16 protein-coding genes are annotated in these 19,111 nt (G+C 55.8%); 12 read left to right on the forward strand and 4 right to left on the reverse strand.

All coding sequences use genetic code 11. The features are described from left to right. The 7 genes from ACO06L_RS18075 to ACO06L_RS18105 all read left to right on the forward strand — a co-directional run bounded on the left by ACO06L_RS18075 (window position 1) and on the right by ACO06L_RS18105 (window position 7,696). The gene (locus tag ACO06L_RS18075) at window positions 1-510 is read left to right on the forward strand and encodes a type II secretion system protein (RefSeq protein WP_202348115.1); all 510 of its coding nucleotides are present in this window, start codon (window positions 1-3) and stop codon (window positions 508-510) included. Between the two features lie 41 nt (window positions 511-551). Further along, window positions 552-1,034 (forward strand): type II secretion system protein, encoded by a 483-nt coding sequence (locus ACO06L_RS18080; RefSeq protein ID WP_064230320.1) that lies wholly within the window; start codon window positions 552-554, stop codon window positions 1,032-1,034. 103 nt (window positions 1,035-1,137) lie between these two features. After that, window positions 1,138-1,599, forward strand: coding sequence for a type II secretion system protein (locus ACO06L_RS18085; protein WP_138103213.1), 462 nt, complete (start codon window positions 1,138-1,140; stop codon window positions 1,597-1,599). Then, window positions 1,596-2,087 carry a type IV pilus modification PilV family protein gene (locus ACO06L_RS18090; RefSeq protein ID WP_064230318.1) on the forward strand — a complete coding sequence of 164 codons (492 nt, stop codon included), beginning with the start codon at window positions 1,596-1,598 and terminating at the stop codon, window positions 2,085-2,087. The genes ACO06L_RS18085 and ACO06L_RS18090 overlap by 4 nt, the downstream gene beginning before the upstream one ends. Continuing rightward, the gene (locus ACO06L_RS18095) at window positions 2,087-2,872 is read left to right on the forward strand and encodes a PulJ/GspJ family protein (RefSeq protein ID WP_202348114.1); all 786 of its coding nucleotides are present in this window, start codon (window positions 2,087-2,089) and stop codon (window positions 2,870-2,872) included. Before ACO06L_RS18090 ends, ACO06L_RS18095 begins: the two co-directional genes overlap by 1 nt. Then, window positions 2,862-3,275, forward strand: a complete 414-nt coding sequence (locus tag ACO06L_RS18100) for a hypothetical protein (RefSeq protein WP_064230316.1) — start codon at window positions 2,862-2,864, stop codon at window positions 3,273-3,275. Before ACO06L_RS18095 ends, ACO06L_RS18100 begins: the two co-directional genes overlap by 11 nt. Continuing rightward, window positions 3,272-7,696 (forward strand): DUF2341 domain-containing protein, encoded by a 4,425-nt coding sequence (locus tag ACO06L_RS18105; protein ID WP_202348113.1) that lies wholly within the window; start codon window positions 3,272-3,274, stop codon window positions 7,694-7,696. The genes ACO06L_RS18100 and ACO06L_RS18105 overlap by 4 nt, the downstream gene beginning before the upstream one ends. A gap of 61 nt (window positions 7,697-7,757) precedes the next feature. Here the strand turns inward: ACO06L_RS18105 and ntrC are convergent, their stop codons facing one another. The 4 genes from ntrC to glnA all read right to left on the reverse strand — a co-directional run bounded on the left by ntrC (window position 7,758) and on the right by glnA (window position 12,633). Further along, window positions 7,758-9,185 carry a nitrogen regulation protein NR(I) gene (ntrC, locus tag ACO06L_RS18110; protein ID WP_202348112.1) on the reverse strand — a complete coding sequence of 476 codons (1,428 nt, stop codon included), beginning with the start codon at window positions 9,183-9,185 and terminating at the stop codon, window positions 7,758-7,760. Beyond that, window positions 9,182-10,276, reverse strand: coding sequence for a nitrogen regulation protein NR(II) (gene glnL, locus ACO06L_RS18115; RefSeq protein ID WP_202348131.1), 1,095 nt, complete (start codon window positions 10,274-10,276; stop codon window positions 9,182-9,184). The genes ntrC and glnL overlap by 4 nt, the downstream gene beginning before the upstream one ends. Window positions 10,277-10,530: 254 nt before the next feature. Beyond that, complete coding sequence (locus ACO06L_RS18120) at window positions 10,531-11,055, reverse strand: DUF4124 domain-containing protein (protein ID WP_064230313.1); 525 nt, start codon at window positions 11,053-11,055, stop codon at window positions 10,531-10,533. Between the two features lie 174 nt (window positions 11,056-11,229). Then, window positions 11,230-12,633 carry a glutamate--ammonia ligase gene (glnA, locus tag ACO06L_RS18125; protein ID WP_064230312.1) on the reverse strand — a complete coding sequence of 468 codons (1,404 nt, stop codon included), beginning with the start codon at window positions 12,631-12,633 and terminating at the stop codon, window positions 11,230-11,232. A 561-nt stretch (window positions 12,634-13,194) separates the two neighbouring features. Here glnA and typA point away from each other — a divergent pair. From typA to ACO06L_RS18150, 5 genes are all read left to right on the forward strand, one after another. After that, window positions 13,195-15,006, forward strand: a complete 1,812-nt coding sequence (typA, locus tag ACO06L_RS18130; protein ID WP_104322402.1) for a translational GTPase TypA — start codon at window positions 13,195-13,197, stop codon at window positions 15,004-15,006. A 113-nt stretch (window positions 15,007-15,119) separates the two neighbouring features. Beyond that, the gene (gene pip / locus ACO06L_RS18135) at window positions 15,120-16,082 is read left to right on the forward strand and encodes a prolyl aminopeptidase (protein ID WP_064230310.1); all 963 of its coding nucleotides are present in this window, start codon (window positions 15,120-15,122) and stop codon (window positions 16,080-16,082) included. A gap of 92 nt (window positions 16,083-16,174) precedes the next feature. Next, a complete protein-coding gene (gene dtd, locus ACO06L_RS18140) occupies window positions 16,175-16,633 on the forward strand; it encodes a D-aminoacyl-tRNA deacylase (protein ID WP_202348111.1) in 459 nt (152 codons plus the stop codon). 488 nt (window positions 16,634-17,121) lie between these two features. Further along, a complete protein-coding gene (locus tag ACO06L_RS18145; protein ID WP_064230308.1) occupies window positions 17,122-18,135 on the forward strand; it encodes a porin in 1,014 nt (337 codons plus the stop codon). 100 nt (window positions 18,136-18,235) lie between these two features. Beyond that, a complete protein-coding gene (locus ACO06L_RS18150; protein ID WP_202348110.1) occupies window positions 18,236-19,099 on the forward strand; it encodes a CYTH domain-containing protein in 864 nt (287 codons plus the stop codon). The last annotated feature ends 12 nt before the right edge of the window (window positions 19,100-19,111 follow it).

The raw sequence follows: 19,111 nt of genomic DNA on the forward strand, positions 1-19,111 counted from the left end.
ATGAAGCGGGATACGAGAACGAAAAAACAGCAGGGTTTCACCCTCATTGAGCTGGTGGTTGTCATTGCCATACTTGCGATTTTGGCAGCGTTTGCATTGCCACGATTTGCTCAGCTTTCCGAGCAGGCGCATCAGTCCAGTATTCGGGCAACTGCGGGGGCTCTGGCAGCGGGTGTTGCATTGGCAAAAACCCAGTGGGTATCCAACGGCTTCACCGCTGCGGAAACGAATGTGGTGGGCTTTGGTAACGACAATGTGGATGTCAGTGATGATGGCTGGCCGACCTCCGTTGCCTCAGACGATACCAGCCCCACGATGGATGCCACCAAGTGCGAGGAAGTCTGGCTGGGTGTTCTGCAATCCAATGCCCCCACTGTGAACGGCACCAATCCCGAATACGCGATTTCGATCACGGGTGGAAACTGTGTATTCACTTATCAAGCCGACAACCAGGGCAGCACCATTGCTTATGATGCTGATACTGGCGAAATAACCACAACCATCAACTGATAAACCTCAAAGCCAATTGGCGATAAAAACGGAGTAATACCATGAAAGCGATGACAGCCATTGCGGCAAGAAAAGAAAAAGGTTTCACCCTGATCGAGCTGGTCATGGTGATTGTAATTCTGGGAATTTTGGCGGCGTTTGCTTTGCCGCGGTTTGCGGATTTTGGTGGCGATGCTGAGTCGGCCACTCGGCAAGGTATATTAGGAGCCATGAAGTCCGCTAGCTCAATAACACGGGCAGCGTGTTTGGCGAGCTCAACTTGTGATCAAACAGCGGCTACTTCTTCAGTAGCGTTGGATGGCGCGAGCGTAAATCTTGAGTTTGGTTATCCTGCTCCGTCCGCCGGTGGGATTACATCTGCTGCACAAATTGATGTTTCCAATGCGCCTGCTTACACCGCAACGGCTGGTGGTACTCCGGGAACAGCAACGTTCACGATCGATAGTGATTGTACTGTAATCTATACGGCGGCTGCGGATGCATCTACGCCCCCCACATATACCGGCGACGATACCTGTAGCTAAAGCACGATAGGCAAATGCTTCGGTAGCCTGGGTCTTTTCAGATTGGGGCTCGCCTTAAGTATTTGAGAGGGGTGGCTGAGCTGTGAATCCTGCCAGAGGAGCAATGATGGAGGTCAGCGTTCCGAGATTATCGGGATTTACCCTGGTAGAGCTGGTAATGGTCATCATCCTGATCGGAGTCCTCTCCGCTGTGGGCATTGGCCTGTTCGCCAGCCGCTCGGCCTTCTCCCCCTTGCTGGCTACCCAGCAACTTGCCTCCGCCACGCTGCTTGCTCAACAGGCAGCTCTGGCGGGGAATCCCGCCAACACCCTCACTATCGAGCAGGGTGGAGATAGTTTCCGATTTATCGTGGGTGCCGGTTCCGGCAATCCACGTACTTTCGAGATAGCCCGAGAGGGCACCAGCCTTTCAGCACCGGGCGGGTTGCCATTGACGCTGACCTTTGACAGCAAAGGAGCGCCTTCAACCGGCACCAATCTGCAGTTTACTTTTTCGGGCGACAGTACCTTCCAGACGTGTCTCAGTTCATTGGGCGCGGTATACGCCGGGAGCTGCCAGTCATGAGGTCTACTCAAACCGGCGCAACCCTGGTGGAGCTGGTGATCACAATCGTGATTATCAGTGTGGCCATTGCCGGTGTGGTTGGTGCGTTCGCGCTCATCACTGGGCGCAGCGCGGATCCGCTGAATCAGACCCGCGCGGTTAAGCTCGCCCAGCTCTACATGGATGAGATTCTGACCCAGAAATACGATGATCAGACGCCCCAGGGCGGATTTCCCAAGTTTTCGGGGGCCTGTTCCATTGGTCCGGAAGGTTCCGAGGGCCGAGCCACTTTTGACGATGTTGATGATTACGACGGTCTTACCGGGGCGCCATCGACAGCCACAGGTTCTGCGCTGAGTGGCTATTCCGGTTTCTCCATCTCGATCGCTGTTACCTGCGCTGGAACGGAAGTTGGCTTGCCCACAGATGAAGCCAAGCGGATTGATCTCGAGATCACCGCCCCGGGCAACCAGACTTTTTCATTCACCGCATACCGGGCCAACTTCTGATGCATCGGTATCGCGGTTTTACCCTCGTTGAACTTGTCATAGTGATCGTATTGCTGGCCATTGTGGCCACGATCTCGGTCCGCTTTGTCAGTCTGTCCACGCAGGGTGCACTGGATGTCAGCTCCCGGCAACAGCGTTCGCTGGCGGGTGTGGTGATCAGCGAGCAGATCAGTCGCGAGGTTCGGGAGGCACTGCCAACATCAATCAGAACCAATTCAAGTGGCAACTGCCTTGAGTGGATGCCTATCCTGGCCGCCTCCAACTATCTCGATCTTCCCCGGGGTGCAAATCCGGATTCATTTCAGGCTGTCCCACTGCCAGCCGGAGCATCTGCCTCTGGGCGGGTGGTGGTGTATGGCTACGGGTCAGACGTATACAGCCCGGGCAGTCCCGGGCCGATCTCGCCACTGGCGACTATGCCCTCCGGTGCTTCGCCAGTGACCGTTACCTTCGATTCGGGGGCAACACACCGTTTTTCGGCGCAGTCGCCGGAGCGCCGATTTTATATTGTGGGCGAGCCGGTTTCTGTTTGTCAGGTAGGGGTGTATCTGTATCGCTACCGGAACTACGGTATCAACGCCTCACCCGCATCGGGCCTGCCGTCGAGCTATCCGGATCGGGAAGTCATGGCCGCGACACTGGCCAACAACTCGCTGAATTTCCAGGTAACGCCGCCAAGCCTGCAGCGAGGCGCGGTGGTGTCGTTCGGCTTTGTGCTGGCGGATCCGGATTCTGGTGAGACTACCGATATCAGCCAGGAGGTTCAGATTCGCAATGTACCCTGAACCTCGCAATCTGGTTAATCAGGGCGGCGCTGGTCTGCCCGTTGCCTTGTTCATTATCACCGTCCTGGCTCTTCTGGTGATTGGTATGGCTCAACTGCAGCAGGCCAGCGGTGACTCTGTCAGCCTGCAGATTCAGTCCCAGAGGGCATTCTATGCAGCCGAGAGCGGCGCGCAGGTGGCCGTGAGGGATGTGCTTGAGGCGGGTAATTGCAGTGCTTTGACAACGCCCCTGTCCTTTTCCGCATCAGCGCTCAATGGTTGCAGCGCTGTGCTGAGCTGTGAATCCGTTACAGAGAACATCAGTGGCCCCGGTGGCAACACGGTTTTTTCGATTGCCAGTACGGGGCAGTGTGGCAGCGGACCTGATCGGGCTGTCCGGACAATTGAGGTGCGTGTCAGATGAAGTGGACCAGAACCGACCGCCCAATTTCCCGTATATTCTTTCTACTGGTTTTACTGGCCTGGACAACAGTTTCTGAGGCCGCCTGGTTTGACCCTGACTGGAATTACCGCAAGGCGATCCAGATCCAGGCCAGCCAGGTGGTGGGTGATCAGTCAGATTTCACCGTTATGTTCAGGGCAATAGACTCAGATCTGGCCAGCTACGCACAAGCAGACGGCGATGACATTGTTTTCGCCCTTGAGGATGGAACCAAACTTGACCATGAGCTGGAGCGCTATGATGGAAATACCGGTGAGCTGGTGGCGTGGATCCGGATTCCAACCCTGCCAGCATCCGCCAATTCCAGTTTCTACCTTTATTACGGCAACCCATCGGCGGGAAACCAGGAGAGTCCGGCAGGCACTTGGGACAACGACTTTCAGATGGTTCACCACCTGGAAGAGTCAGGGGACCGGCAAACCACGTTAGAAGACTCGACCGCCAACCTGAATAATGGAGATCTGCTAGGGCAGGGCAACAACTACCCGACGTACCTCAATAATGGCATTGTCGCCGGTGCAAGAGCGCATCCGGGGCAGTTCGCTAACGGACAATCTGAAGATCCGGCGGTACGATTTTTCGATTTCGGTGACCCGGGGCTTTCAACGAGTTTCACTGCCGAAGCCTGGGCAAGGGTATCCGGCAACCAGTCAGGAAGCGATCATCACCCGATTCTCTGGAAAGGTAATGTTATTGGCTGGGGTGCCAACTACTTTTTTCGAATTGCCGTCAGGCAGAACAACGGTATTACGTGGGGCGTGACCTGCGGCAACACCGAGGCCTGGTTCGATGGCGGTAGTGCAAGTACCGGGTGGGCTCACTACGCCATCAGTTTCGACGGAACCACCACTCGTGCTTACATTAACGGGCAACAGGTTGCATCCGATAACGACTGTGCAGGCAGAACCCTCAACGTAACGTCTCAGCCCTATAGATCTGGTTATGGCATCGTTCAGGGCAACGGTGAAACCATTCTGAATGGCGACGTTGATGAGGTCCGAATCTCTTCACTGCCCCGCTCTGGTGGCTGGTTGAGAACCCACTACAACAACCTCTCTGATCCGGGAGCCTTTTTTGTTGTAGGTAATGAAGAGACGGGCGGGTTCTGCAGAACAGTGACGGCCCTTTTCTGCGACGATTTCGAGCGCGGCTCCCTTGGCCCCGATTGGTCTGTGGTGACAGCGTCCGGCGGTGATGCCGGCATCAGTGCGCAAACCAGCAAGAGTCCCGTACGTTCTCTGTATACCTCCAGCGGCTTTGCCGAGGTTACGCTTGCGCCTATCGATCTTTCCGGGCTGACATCGGGCACCGTCGCTTATTGGTGGAGGCGGGGTGATGATGCTTTCAGTGAAGATCCGGATGGCGGTGAAGACCTTCGGATCGAGTATCTTGATGATGCCGGCAATTGGGAACCGATTGATCGATATCCCGGTAACGGGACAAATGGCGAGTCCGGTGACGTCGTCTTCACACTGCCGCCCGATGCATTTCACAGTGATTTCCGGATACGTTTTGTTCAGGAATCAGGCAATAGTGGTAACTTCGATTTCTGGCACATTGATGATGTTGTCATTGACGGCAGCTCCTCCCCATTGACTTGCGCAGGCGATACCTTTGGTACTGGCACTCTGTCGCCGGATGACTGGATCACCAATGTTTCCAGCGGCAGCTTTACACCCGGTGTTGTCAACGGTCGTCTCCGTATGACAGAGGCCTCCGGGAACCAGGCGACAGCCGCAACGTTCCAGAATCTGATTCCGGGAGCGGACAACTATGTGAGACTTGAGTTCGACTATTTTGCGTACGGCGGCAATGGTGCTGATGGTCTGACGGTTGTGCTGTCGGATGCCTCTGTTACCCCTCAGCCCGGGAGCTTCGGGGGCTCGCTTGGATACGCCCAGCGCAACAATGGCGATCCCGGTTTCGCGGGCGGTTGGCTCGGGATTGGTCTGGACGAATTCGGAAACTTTTCCAACGCCACTGAAGGGCGCGTGGGTGGTATCGGTTTTGTTCGGGACGCAGTCGCAATCCGTGGTGCCGCCCAGAGTAATTACCAATACCTCGGAGGGACCGGCTCCCTGAACCCGGGGATTGACCAGCCCGGTAATAATCCGACACCTCACCGCTATCGGATTATTGTTGACTCGAGAGGCGGTGTTGGTCCGATTGTCTCCGTCGAGAGGGATGTTTCAGGAACAGGCAACAACTTTCAACAGCTTGTTCAACTGGACCTGAGCAGTTTTCCGAATCAACCGGTGACCCCTCAGAATTTCTATCTTTCGTTGACTGGCTCAACGGGTGGTTCCACCAATATCCATGAGCTCGACAATTTGCAGCTTTGTGCAGAAAAGCTGAATCCCGTCGGGAAGTTGGTTGATCACTTCGAGTTTGTGCATGATGGCACAGCACTGACCTGTCAGCCGGAAACAGTAACGGTCAGGGCCTGTGAAAATGCCGATTGCAGCGTGCTTTTCACGGACCCGGTGGACGTGACATTAAGCCCTTCGGGATGGGTTGGTGGTGACAGCTTCGCATTCAGTGGCGGCCAGGCTACCCGCCAACTGCAGATCACGACGGCGGGAACGGCGAGCCTGGCCATTGCATCCTCAAATCCTTCAACGAAGGCCTTTACCCAGACTCTCTGTGATAATGGAGGCGGCAGCGTTTCCGCCGCCGCTTGCGATCTACCTTTCCTTGATGCGGGTCTGGCCTTTGATATACCAGACCTGATTTCTCACCAACCAGCGACCTCAATCCAGATAAGCGCCGTGCGCCGGGATAACCAGACTGGCGCCTGCGTTCCGGCGTTTGAAAATGTGCAGCGGGAGGTGAATTTCTGGTCGACCTATGTTGATCCGGGACCGACCGGTCGTCCCGAGAGTCGTCCGGTGTTCGTTGAAAATACGGCGGTTGGATCCGGCCAGTCGAACGCCACGCCGATCAGCCTTCAGTTCGGTGCTGGCGGTATTGCAGAGGTGGATGTTCTCTACCCCGATGCAGGCCTGATAAATCTCGACGCCGTCTATCTCGGTTCAGCAGCAACCAACGATGACGGTTTGCAAATGCCGGGAGCAGACAGCTTTGTCAGTGTTCCAGCCGGCTTCTGTGTTACATCGGCGGGTGATTGTCCGGCCGGAGACTCGACCTGTCCTGCATTCAGGAAAGCCGGACAGTCGTTTGATCTCTCGATTACCGCTGTAGGCTGGGAGCAGGGTGGTGATGGTGACCTGTGCCAGGGTAATCCGGTCACGCCGAACTTCCGATTACTGGATATTCCGTTGTCCACTACGCTGGTTCAACCTGCTGGCGGGGCATCCGGTTCCGTATCGCCGGTCAGCTATTCCCATACGAGGTCCTCATCGGCAGAAGAAATTGTGGGAACAGAGGTCTCGGAGGTCGGTGTCTTCCGTTTTGAGGCTTCTCCCGTGCCGGGAAGCTATCTGGGGCGAGATGTCCCCGGTGGGAGTAGTCTGCCGATCGGACGCTTTTATCCTGATCGTTTTCGCGTATCCGTCGACCCCGGCGAGTTTGAAGCGCAGTGCTCGACAGGCTCTCCTTTTGTTTACACCGGAGAGACCTTTGACTGGCTGGTCACGCCGTCGTTGACCATTGAGCCGCTTTCTGTGCAGGGAACTCGCACCCTGAACTACACATTCACTGGCTTCCAGAAGCTTGTGGCATCTGATATCAACCGCTTGTATCCAACCTCCGACACTGCAGCCGTCGACAGGGCTGGCGCTTTTATGGCGCTCTCTCCAACCGAGTTTGGCGGCAGCCTCACAGCTCCGGTGTCTTCTCTGGGCTCCGGATTGATGCGTTATGATTTCTCTGCGTCTGACAGCTTCGCGTATAACAAAACCACTGATGCCCAGATTGCGCCATTCGTTCCCCAGCTTGAATTTTCTGTGACCAGCCTGGTTGACTCTGATGGTGTCGCGGCCGCCGCTGCTCCCTACCCGTTCACACCGGTGGCCGCGTTCGATATCCGGTTTGGCCGGTTCGCTCTGGAAAATGTCTACGGTCCTGAAAACATTGGATCGCTGGCAATGCCGTTCAGACTTGAATACTGGGACGGATCCCGTTTCATGACCCACGTGGACGATAGCTGCACAACCTGGAATACAGCTGATTTGACCAATTCGGCAAACCATCATTCGCTCAGTGCCAGTGCGCCTTCAAGCGGCCCCTTCTCCATGGGTGAGGCTGCGCCGCTGGAACTTGTGCCAAACGGAACCCGTGGAACCGATTCGTTGCTCTGGAATGTCGACGCCTGGTTGGAGTTTGATTGGAATGATGATGGCACTCTCGAAGATCCGGTTGGGCTGGCAACCTTCGGCGTCTATCGGGGCCACGACAGAGTGATCTACTGGCAGGAACGATAAAAAAGGGCAGGACCTGAGTCCTGCCCCAAAACATCAACGAACCCCGGCGGTTCGCCAATCGTCAGTCGTCTTCGTGCTCCGGATGATCCATCCCCAGTTCGTTGATCTTCCGGGTCAGCGTGTTTCGCCCCCAACCCAGCAGAATCGAGGCATCACGGCGTCGGCCGCCGGTGTGCTTCAGGGCTGTTTCGATCATGATTTTCTCGAACTCGGGCACGGCCGTATCGAGAATGCCTTTCTTGCCCCGCTTGAGTTCCTGTTCGGCCCAGTTTTGAAGACCCTCCTGCCAGGTCGTTCCCGTGGTCGGCGTCTCCGCTTGGTGCAGCAGTTCCGGCGGCAGGTCATCAATGTGGATCTCCCGGCCACTGGCCATCACGGTCAGCCAGCGGCAGGTGTTCTCCAACTGGCGGACGTTGCCCGGCCAGGGTAGGGTGGTTAGGTATTCTTCCGCTTCTTCACGCAGGATCTTCGGCTCTACGGCCAGCTCTTTTGCGGCCCGTTTCAGGAAGTGCTGCATCAGGCGGGGGATGTCTTCCCGGCGCTCGGCCAGCTTGGGCAGGTGCACGCGAATAACGTTCAGGCGGTGGAAGAGGTCTTCCCGGAAGGTGCCCGCCTGCACCAGTTTTTCCAGATCCTGGTGTGTTGCGGCGATGATGCGTACGTCCACCTTGATAGGCGTCGTGCCACCCACCCGGTAGAACTCGCCATCGGCCAGAACCCGCAAAAGGCGGGTTTGGGTGTCGGCGGGCATATCACCGATTTCATCGAGGAACAGGGTGCCGCCGTTGGCCTGCTCGAAGCGGCCCTGGCGGGCGGCGCCTGCGCCGGTAAAGGCGCCTTTTTCGTGGCCAAACAGTTCGGATTCAATCAGGTCCTTTGGAATAGCAGCCATGTTCAGGGCAATGAATGGGTGGTTTGCCCTGGGGCTATGGTTGTGCAGTGCCTGGGCCACCAACTCCTTGCCCGTGCCGCTCTCGCCATTGATCAGAACGGTGATGTTGGAGTGGGAAAGCCGGCCAATTGCCCGGAAAACTTCCTGCATGGCTGGCGCTTCACCGATAATTTCGGCGTTACGCTGGGCCATTTCGGCCTGAGGCTCAGCACTGGCACGTTTTTCATGGCTGTGGGCAATGGCCCGTTTCACGAGCGCTACCGCATCATCCACATCGAACGGCTTGGGAAGGTACTCGAACGCGCCGGTCTGGTAGCTGGTCACCGCGCTTTCCAGATCCGAGTGTGCGGTCATGATGATCACGGGCACGTCCGGGTGAACGTCCACAATCTGGGAAAGCAGGGTGATGCCGTCGACCCCCGGCATCCGGATATCGCTTACGATGGCATCCGGCTGTTCGTGTTCCAGCCGCATCATGATGCTTTCACCACTGTCAAAAACTCGGGGCTGCATACCGGCCTGGTTAAGGGCGCGCTCCAGCACCCAGCGAATACTACGGTCGTCGTCTATGATCCAGACGTTTGCCGGTTGGCTCATGGGGTGTCCTCCAGAGGCAGGAAGATGATGAAGTCGGTTCGGCCTGGTTCGCTCTCGCATTCAACCAGTCCATGGTGTTGGCCGATGATGCTTTGGGTAATGGAGAGGCCCAGGCCGGTGCCGCTGGCACGGCCACTGATCATCGGATAGAAAATATTCTGTAGAAGCTCCGGCGGTATGCCGGGGCCGTTGTCGATAACGTCGACCCGGCACACCAGCCGATGGCGTCGGTTGCCAATGGTGAACTGACGCAGGGTGCGGGTGCGGAAGGTGATCGTAGGCGCTTCCTCGGAACTGTGGCCCGCCTGGTTTTCGAAGGCCGCTTCCATGGCGTTTCTTGCGATATTCAGGAACGCCTGGATCAGTTGCTCCTTGTCGCCCTTGAACTCTGGAATGCTGGGGTCGTAATCCCGTTCGAAATTCAGTCGTCCTTTGCTTTCTGCCTCAAGCAGGGTGCCCACTCGTTCGAGGATTTCATGAATGTTGGTCGGGGCCAGCTTCAGAGCCTTGTTCGGGCCCAGCATCCGGTCAACCAGGCTTCTGAGGCGGTCCGCCTCGTCAATGATGACCCGAGTGTATTCCCGCTGGTCTTCACTATTGAGTTCCCGGTCAAGAAGCTGCGCCGCACCCCTTATGCCCCCAAGGGGGTTCTTGATCTCGTGGGCCATGCCCCGGACCAGAATGCGGGTGGTCTCCTGCTGGGAAATGATGTCTTCCTCGCGGCTGATCCGCATCAGCCTGTCTCTCGGCTGGATCTCGATCAGGAGTTCTGTCGGCTCCAGGCTTATAGGCGTTACCGAATAATCAACCGTAAGTCGGGAGCCGCTTGTGAGGAGAAACTCGGCCTCCCTTCGGGTGTAGGACTGTCCGTTCCGGACGGCGGCAAACAGGGTTTTCAGGGCATCTTCGGACTCCACCAGAATGTCCTGGAAGGGCTGGCCCTGGCTTCGAGTCATACTGGTTTCGAACAGGCTTTCGGCGGCCGGGTTGAGATACCGGATAGTCAGGCTATCTTCGAGTACCAGGACAGCCGTAGTCAGGCTGTCGAGAATGCTCTTGTATCCGTTTTGCTGGGCCGAAGGCAGTGCCATGCGTGAATCCCGTTGGTTCGACATAGTGTGACCTCCGGAGTTTTGCAAAAAGCGAACCACTTTGAGCCAGGTTCATGAATGAGTGGGCAAAGTGCGGGCAGACGGGCGTATTGGCGCTGAAAAGTGCCGTAAGCTGGTGCAAATGGCAAGAAAGCCTCTGATCAGTCCGGGAAATGCGCCCCGTTGCTGATCAGAGTATGGCTTTTTTCTGGTGCGAGCGCACCAAAATAGTGCGGTCTATTTGGTTGGCTTGGCTAGTTCAGAGCGGAAGGGCGGTGAACCGTGAAGGTAATCGGTGAACCGGTTTTTACCTGAACCCCGTTTTCGTCCACGATATGGACTCGGGCTTCGTGGGTTCCACGGAAGACGTTATTGACGGTGATTGAGCCGGATGTGCTCTGTCCCACGGGCTGTCCGTCCAGCGTCACTTCGTATTTGTGGCCGGGCTGGAGGCCAGGTGTGCTGCGCACCTCGAACTGGACATCTCCGCTGCCACTGTGAAACGCCTGGTTGTTATCCGGATAGGCGAAAGAGACGCTGTCGTAAGCGGCGCCTTCCCGCTGCACTTCCTCGCGCAGCTTTTCTGTTTCCTGCACAACTTCTGGCTTGGGCAATGTGATGGTCGTGACCGGCTTGACCTGTACCGCTTCCGCGCCCTCACTGGGCTCGTCAGAATAGGTGACGTTGCCGTAGGCATCGACATTGCGGTAAACCTCAGCAGAGGCTGGAACCGCCAGAAAAAACAGAAGGCCGGTAACCAATCCAGACTTTGGATTCATAAGCTCACCTGTTATTGGGTTTCCTCGATTATCGGCGGCGCCCCGGGTCTTTTCAACGCCTGTAGCCCCGGATGTTGGTTACATATCGTTAAGGGCTGCAGGCACTGTGCTTTTGCTCACAAAAAAGCCCCGCACGAGGGCGGGGCTTGTCTGCTTGTCCTCTAAAGAGAGGTTTTAGCAGGAGTAGTACAGATCGAACTCAATCGGGTGAGTGGTCATGTTCAGTTTCTCGACTTCACCACGCTTCAGATCGACGTAGCCTGCGATCATGTCTTCGGTGAATACGCCGCCGCGAGTCAGGAACTCGTGATCCGCTTCCAGGCAATCCAGGGCTTCGGACAGGGTTTCAGCTACTGTCGGAATGCTCAGGGCTTCTTCCTTCGGCAGGTCGTACAGATCCTTGTCCATGGCATCGCCCGGGTGGATCTTGTTCTGGATGCCGTCCAGGCCGGCCATCATCAGTGCTGCGAAGGCCAGGTACGGGTTGGCAGACGGGTCAGGGAAGCGAACTTCGATACGACGCGCCTTCGGACTGTTCACGTACGGGATACGGATAGAAGCAGAACGGTTACGGGCAGAGTAGGCCAGCATAACCGGCGCTTCGAAGCCCGGAACCAGACGCTTGTAAGAGTTGGTTGAGCTGTTGGTGAAGGCGTTGATGGCTTTGGCGTGCTTGATAACACCACCAATGTAGTACAGAGCGGCTTCGCTCAGGCCAGCGTAGCTGTCACCGGCAAACAGGTTCTTGCCGTCTTTGCTCAGGGACATGTGAACATGCATGCCGGAACCGTTGTCACCGACAACCGGCTTGGGCATGAAGGTCGCAGTCTTGCCATAGGCATGAGCGACGTTGTGGACGCAGTACTTCAGGATCTGAACTTCGTCAGCCTTCTTGGTGAGCGTGTTGGCGCCAACACCGATTTCACACTGGCCGGCGGTGCCCACTTCGTGGTGGTGTACTTCGATTTCCAGGCCCATGGATTCCATGGCTGCACACATGGCGCCACGCAGGTCGTGAAGGCTGTCCACCGGCGGAACCGGGAAGTAGCCGCCTTTAACGCCCGGGCGGTGGCCGATGTTGTTGCGGTCGAAGTCTTCGCCGGAAACCCAGGCAGCTTCCTCAGAGTGGATGTGGTACATCGCGCCCTGCATGTCTACATTCCATTTAACAGAATCAAACACGAAGAATTCCGGCTCCGGACCAAACAGCGCGCCATCGGCGATGCCGGTGGACTTGAGGTATTCCTCTGCGCGACGGGCAACGGAGCGCGGGTCACGCTCATAACCCTGCATGGTAGAAGGTTCTACGATGTTGCAGGTGATGTTTACTGTGGTCTCTTCGGTGAACGGATCGAGTACAGAAGTCTCGTCGTCCGGCATCAGGATCATGTCGGATTCGTTGATGCCTTTCCAGCCCGCAATGGAGGAGCCGTCAAACATCTTGCCGTCTGCGAAAAAGTCTTCATCTACTTCGGTGGCAGGCAGTGTAACGTGCTGCTCTTTACCGCGGCTGTCAGTGAAGCGCAGGTCAACCCATTTGACTTCGTGTTCTTTGATCAAATCAACTGTCTTGGACATTGTGCATGCTCCGTAAGTTATACCGCACAGGCGGCTGTATTCATGTTCGTGGTGCCGGATCGCCCGGGTTAACGGGTTCCGATCTGTTTCTCAGGTTCGCGCAGCTTAGCAAATGCCGTTGCGTCTTACCTGTAAATTTCGGCTGATTTCGATAAAGCAAGGCGCTTGCCAATTTTTAGGGCATGCTCCAGAACGGCGCAACTGCAAGGGTTTGGGGCATGTTAATGAGAAATCAGTAGCTCTGGGGTGATCGCTTGCACTCAATTGGTGCACTGCATTGGTGCGTTTATCGGCTTTCCGCCCTAAATGGGTGCGGTTGCTTCCTAAAAAAGAATAGGCGTTTTTCTTCATATTAACGACACAGACTTTTCGCTATACTGCGCGCCGCTTCATTTTTTACCCTGCCATTTTCGGATCCCGGATCGGAAATCGCCATGCAGGGTGCCGGGCAGTCAGCTCCGGTGAATGAGTTCATTTTACGGATTTGAGACGGCATGTGCTGGGATTCCCCCTGCGAACGACCTTCTCAGGTCATTGAGTGCATGCCGCAGGAATATTTTTGTGATTGAAAAACTTCGTAATATCGCCATTATCGCCCACGTTGACCATGGTAAAACCACGCTTGTCGACCAGCTTTTGCGCCAGTCAGGCACTTTGGAGCGCAAAGAGCTCGATAGCGAGCGGGTCATGGATTCCAATGACCAGGAAAAAGAGCGGGGCATCACCATCCTGGCGAAGAACACCGCTTTGAAGTGGAATGGCTACGACATCAATATTGTAGACACACCGGGCCACGCTGATTTTGGTGGTGAGGTTGAGCGGGTCATGAGCATGGTGGATTGTGTGCTCCTGGTGGTTGATTCCATCGACGGCCCCATGCCCCAGACCCGTTTCGTTACCCAGAAGGCTTTTGCCGCGGGTCTGCGTCCGATCGTGGTGGTTAACAAGATCGACCGTCCCGGTGCCCGTCCGGACTGGGTTGTGGATCAGGTGTTTGACCTTTTTGACAACCTGGGTGCCACCGACGAGCAGCTGGACTTCCCGATTGTCTACGCCAGCGCCCTGAACGGCATTGCCGGAATGGATCACGAAAAGCTGGATGACAACATGGATGCCGTATTCCAGGCGATTGTTGATCATGTGCCGGCACCGAATGTTGATCCGGACGGCCCGTTCCAGATGCAGATTTCACAGCTGGACTACAACAGCTTCCTCGGTGTGATCGGCATCGGCCGTATCATGCGGGGCAAGATCAAGACCAATTCGCCGGTAACCGCGATTGGCGCCAACGGCAAGAAGCGCAACGGCCGCATCCTCAAGATCATGGGGCATTCCGGTCTGCAGCGTGTTGAGGTGGATGAAGCCCAGGCTGGCGACATTGTCTGCGTCAGCGGTATGGATGAGCTGTTCATTTCCGACACCCTTTGTGATCAGGCCAATGTTGAAGCGCTGCCGGCACTGACGGTGGACGAGCCGACCGTGTCCATGACCTTCCAGGTCAATGACTCGCCCTTTGCCGGAAAAGAAGGCAAGTACGTTACCAGCCGGAACATCAAAGAGCGCCTGGAAAAAGAGCTGCTGCACAACGTTGCGCTGCGCGTCGAAGAAGGTGACTCCGCGGACAAGTTCAAGGTGTCCGGTCGTGGCGAATTGCACTTGTCAGTTCTGATCGAGAACATGCGCCGCGAGAACTTTGAGCTGGCCGTTGGCCGCCCGGAAGTGGTTATCAAGGAAGTGGATGGCGTAAAGCAGGAGCCGTACGAGAACGTCATCGTTGATATCGAGGAGCAGCACCAGGGTGCCGTCATGGAGCAAATGGGGCTGCGCAAGGGCGATCTGACCAACATGGTGCCGGATGGCAAGGGCCGGATGCGTCTGGACTACACCATTCCGGCACGTGGTTTGATTGGTTTCCGGAACACCTTCCTGACCATGACCTCAGGCACTGGAATCCTGACTTCGACCTTCAGCCACTACGGCCCGATCAAGGTTGGTGATGTAACCAGCCGCCAGAACGGTGTCATCGTGTCCATGGCTACGGGTACCGCGCTGACCTACTCGCTGGAAACCCTGCAGAGCCGCGGCAAGCTGTTCCTGGATCCGGGGCAGGAGATCTATGAAGGGCAGTTGTGTGGTATCCACAGCCGGGATAACGACCTGGTGGTTAACCCCACCAAGGCCAAAAAGCTCGACAACATGCGTGCCTCCGGCAAGGATGAAGTCATCGGCCTGGTACCGCCCATCAAGTTCACCCTTGAGCAGGCGCTAGAGTTCATTGACGATGATGAGTTGGTAGAAGTGACGCCGAAGTCGATCCGACTGCGGAAAAAGCTTCTGACCGAGAACGAGCGCAAGCGCGCCAGCAAGAAGTAACCTGCTGACTCTTTTGGAGTCTGATCAGAAAAGGGCCGGATGAATGATTCATCTGGCCCTTTTTTTATAGGCTTAAGCTAAACTCCGGGTAAATCCCCTGAACGGAGCGTTCCATGCTCACCCTGTATCCGGAAATCAAACCCAACGCCCAGCACCGTATTGCCGTTGATCCGCCCCACGAACTCTACATTGAGGAAAGCGGGAACCCTGACGGAATACCGGTTCTTGTCGTTCATGGTGGCCCGGGTGGTGGGTGCGAGGATTATCACCGGCGTTTTTTCGATGCTGAAAGATTCCGGATTATCCTCATGGATCAGCGGGGTGCCGGTCGGTCCACTCCGCTGGCAGAGCTTGAGGGCAACAGCACGGACAAGCTGGTTGAGGATATGGAGGCGGTACGTTCGTTCCTGGGTATCGACAAGTGGCTTCTGTTCGGTGGCAGTTGGGGATCGACCCTGAGTCTGGTTTATGCCCAGGCGCACCCGAATCGAGTCTCGGGGCTGGTTCTGCGTGGCATATTTCTCTGTCGTCCCCGTGATATTCAGTGGTTCTACCAGGAGGGTGCCAGCCGCGTTTTCCCGGATTACTGGTCTGATTTCGAGGCGCAAATTCCGGAAGCCGAGCGGGATAATATGGTGGCAGCCTATTACCGAAAATTGACCAGTACCAACGAGCTGGAACAAATCCAGGCGGCCAAGGCCTGGTCGGTCTGGGAGGGGCGATGCGCAACCCTGCATCCGAACCCCAGGGTGGTTGAGCACTTTGGCCATCCTCACGTTGCCATCGCGCTGGCCCGCATCGAATGCCACTATTTCATGAACTCCGCCTTTCTTGAGCCAGACCAGATCATTCGCGATGCCCATCGCCTGGCGGACATTCCTGGAGTTATTGTTCACGGACGGTACGATATGGTTTGCCCGCTGGACAATGCTCTGGCGCTCAGCAAGGCCTGGCCGGAGGCGGAATTCCAGATCATTCGCGATGCGGGCCACTCCGCGTCGGAGCCTGCCATAATCGATGCCCTCATCCGTGGTGTTGAGTCCGTTGTCGCCAAAACTGAGAAAAGTGCTGGCTGAATTGCGTTTTCGGGGTTGCGGCCGGTAACCGCCATGGATACACTCTTGCCCGATCTTAATTTTTGCCTGTTCAATCGTCCTCAAGGCAGTTGATGAAAGGATTGATCCAGCGAGTTTCGCAAGCCAGTGTTACCGTGGACGGTGAGCAGATAGCCTCGATCGACACAGGCCTTCTGCTGTTGCTGGGTGTCGAAAAAGGAGATAGCGAGCGCGAGGCAAGGGAACTTTGCCGAAAAATCCTCACTTACCGAGTGTTTCCCGATGACGCAGGGCGGATGAACCGCAGCCTGCTGGATATCGGTGGTTCCCTTCTTGTTGTTCCACAGTTTACTTTGGCGGCTGATACGTCATCTGGAACCAGGCCCGGTTTCTCCCTTGCAGCGGGCCCGGATGTCGCCAACCGGCTCTACGAATTGTTTGTGGCAGACGCAAGAACCCATTTGGGTTCGAGCAAGGTGGGTGAAGGACGGTTTGGCGCGGATATGAAGGTTGGGTTGACGAATGACGGGCCTGTCACCTTCATGCTTGAGATTAAACAAAGGCGCGTATAGGTAGTTGCACTAGTATTGTGCGCGGCCCGTCATGCTGGACTGCAATGGTGCGAAAATGCCATGAGAGACGTTGGTTTTGTGCAGCTTGTTGGGGCTAAGGTGCTGTTAATAAAAGGTTAATGATAATCTGGCCTCGGATTTGAAATGGAACTGTAACGCAGCTCACGAGCGCTAAATTGCATAAATAATTGCGTTTCTGGTGCCAAAAGAGCTAAAAATGCAGCGCAGTTAATTTGCAAAATGAGAATGATTGTATTAAAACAGTTTCATCATCCAGAGCTTTAAGAAAGCTCGATAAGTGATTGAGCTGTATAGGTCTGGATTCTTTTAGATTTATTCGAAAAAGAAGAAAAGTTGCTTCTTTGTCATAAAACTGACATAGGGGTGATGCAGAATCGGCCTCATCCAGCCTGACTGGTGAAGCCTTACAAAATCGGGATAAGAACCCGTCGCTAAAACCTGAGTTAACTCAAAAAGGAAGACGCAACATGAAAAAAACGCTCCTCGCATCTGCTATCGCAGTCGCAACCTTCTCTGGCTCCGCGCTGGCCCAGGAAACCATGTCTGCTTCCGAGCTGGCAGCCAAGATGGATTCCATGCCTACCGTTTACGGTAACATCCAGTACGTCCTGTATCATGACAGCGTAAAAGGCGGCGAGTCTGTTGTTGAGCACGCTGACAACGGTTCTACCATCGGCGTCAAGCACGACCACGAGATTGCTTCTGGCATCACTGGTTTCTTCAAGCTTGAGCTCGAAGGCCTGGCGGCGGACGACAAGGATCGCGAGAGCGGTCTGGAAGACGTCGATGAAGCTTACATCGGTATCAAGGGTGACAGCTTCGGCCAGATCTGGGTTGGTTCTGACGACTCTACCTACGAGCGCGCCGTAGACGAAATCTCCCAGTACTACGAAGTCGCTACCCTGAACATCGGCGCTGACTACACCACTGGCGAAGGCGACATGATTCAGTACAGCAGCCCGAGCTTCGGTGGCCTGACCCTGATGGGCGCTGTTCAGATCAACGGCGACGGCGACGACCAGACACTGTCTGACAAAGGCGGCAAGAAGTCCTACCCGTACCAGCTGGCAGCTGTCTATGAAATGGACGCTCTGGAACTGGCCTTCGCTATGGACTCCAACGACGGTGGCGGTTCTGCCAGCAACGAAAACACCTACGGTCTGCGTGCCAGCTACGACATGGGTGATCTGCGTGTAACTGGTGAGTACCACACCACCAAGGACGCTTCTGACACCTACGGCGTTATCGGCTACTACACCATGGGTGCCAATCAGTTCGCTCTCTCCTACGAGATGAACGTTGCTGATGACGCTACCGACACCGAAACCTCCACAGTAACCTTCCAGGCGCTGCACAACCTGTCTGACCACATGTATGTGTACTTCGAAGGCTACCTGGGCGGCGGTGACGACGGCGTATACGGCGTTGCTGATGAGAGCGAGCGTTCTATCGCTTCCGTTGGTGGTGTTTACTACTTCTGATCAGCCAACCGGCTAATCCTGTAGTACTGTAGTATGAAAACCGGCGACCTCAGGGTCGCCGGTTTTTGCGTTTCTGCGAACTGAAAAATAAGGCATTGGTATGGCAACCGAACTGGAAATCAAACTCAGTGTTTCTGAAGCCGCGCAGGCGCAGGCTTTGGAGTGGCTTTCCTCCCGTCCTGAGGTGCGAGTCGGAAAAAACAAATCGCTTATCAATCGCTATTTCGACACGCCCAATGCCGATCTGAATCGGGCCAAAGCCGCGCTGAGGGTTCGTAAAGCGGGCGATGACTATATCCAGACCCTGAAAACCCGGGGTGAGTTCGTTGATGGCGCTCACCGGCGCGAAGAGTGGGAGTGGCCGGTATTCGGTCCTGAACTGGATCTGTCTTTACTCGAAGGAACACCGCTGAATTCCGAACTGGATCTCCGCAGTCTCGAGGTGGTGTTTGAAACCAACTTTCAGCGTCAGGTGCTCTGGCTGGAACAAGGTCAGAGTGTCATCGAGATCGCCGTCGACTCCGGCACTGTGGCGGGCAAAGATGCCAGATGGCCACTGCATGAAGTGGAATTTGAACTCAAAAGCGGGGAAGGCGGAAAACTGGTGGCCTGGGCGCTCGAACTGGCCCGAGAAGTGCCGGTCTTCCTGAATCTCGTCAGTAAGGCTGAGCAGGGTTATTTAATTGCGGGCCTGTATTGCCCGGAGATTGTTCATAAGAGTAAGCCAATTACAGTGACTGAATTTCTGCAGGCGTTGGGCGCCTGCTGGCTGCTCGACAAGCCGTTTCCTGTGGACCAACTGGATCTCTCGCAAGTGCAGAGGGCCGCTGCTACCGCAGGGTGTGGCGAACTTTATGAGTGCGTGATTGCTGAGGTGGCTAATGGCGCTGCTGTTCGTGATCTTTCCGAAGGCTCCACTAAGCTGGGCGTTCTCCAGTTGCAGCTTGCCGCTGCAGGGCAGTAACTGTTTGATTGT

Source organism: Marinobacter sp. (genome assembly GCF_965229985.1).
Classification (GTDB): domain Bacteria; phylum Pseudomonadota; class Gammaproteobacteria; order Pseudomonadales; family Oleiphilaceae; genus Marinobacter.

What these genes read in the sequence shown, in the direction of transcription:
- dtd (WP_202348111.1), top strand. Translation starts at nt 16,175, where the DNA reads ATGAAAGGATTGATCCAGCGAGTTTCGCAAGCCAGTGTTACCGTGGAC.
- ACO06L_RS18085 (WP_138103213.1), top strand. Translation starts at nt 1,138, where the DNA reads ATGATGGAGGTCAGCGTTCCGAGATTATCGGGATTTACCCTGGTAGAG.
- glnA (WP_064230312.1), bottom strand. Translation starts at nt 12,633, where the DNA reads ATGTCCAAGACAGTTGATTTGATCAAAGAACACGAAGTCAAATGGGTT.
- ACO06L_RS18100 (WP_064230316.1), top strand. Translation starts at nt 2,862, where the DNA reads ATGTACCCTGAACCTCGCAATCTGGTTAATCAGGGCGGCGCTGGTCTG.
- ACO06L_RS18145 (WP_064230308.1), top strand. Translation starts at nt 17,122, where the DNA reads ATGAAAAAAACGCTCCTCGCATCTGCTATCGCAGTCGCAACCTTCTCT.
- ACO06L_RS18150 (WP_202348110.1), top strand. Translation starts at nt 18,236, where the DNA reads ATGGCAACCGAACTGGAAATCAAACTCAGTGTTTCTGAAGCCGCGCAG.
- ACO06L_RS18075 (WP_202348115.1), top strand. Translation starts at nt 1, where the DNA reads ATGAAGCGGGATACGAGAACGAAAAAACAGCAGGGTTTCACCCTCATT.
- ACO06L_RS18120 (WP_064230313.1), bottom strand. Translation starts at nt 11,055, where the DNA reads ATGAATCCAAAGTCTGGATTGGTTACCGGCCTTCTGTTTTTTCTGGCG.
- glnL (WP_202348131.1), bottom strand. Translation starts at nt 10,276, where the DNA reads ATGGCACTGCCTTCGGCCCAGCAAAACGGATACAAGAGCATTCTCGAC.
- ntrC (WP_202348112.1), bottom strand. Translation starts at nt 9,185, where the DNA reads ATGAGCCAACCGGCAAACGTCTGGATCATAGACGACGACCGTAGTATT.
- ACO06L_RS18080 (WP_064230320.1), top strand. Translation starts at nt 552, where the DNA reads ATGAAAGCGATGACAGCCATTGCGGCAAGAAAAGAAAAAGGTTTCACC.
- ACO06L_RS18105 (WP_202348113.1), top strand. Translation starts at nt 3,272, where the DNA reads ATGAAGTGGACCAGAACCGACCGCCCAATTTCCCGTATATTCTTTCTA.
- ACO06L_RS18090 (WP_064230318.1), top strand. Translation starts at nt 1,596, where the DNA reads ATGAGGTCTACTCAAACCGGCGCAACCCTGGTGGAGCTGGTGATCACA.
- ACO06L_RS18095 (WP_202348114.1), top strand. Translation starts at nt 2,087, where the DNA reads ATGCATCGGTATCGCGGTTTTACCCTCGTTGAACTTGTCATAGTGATC.
- pip (WP_064230310.1), top strand. Translation starts at nt 15,120, where the DNA reads ATGCTCACCCTGTATCCGGAAATCAAACCCAACGCCCAGCACCGTATT.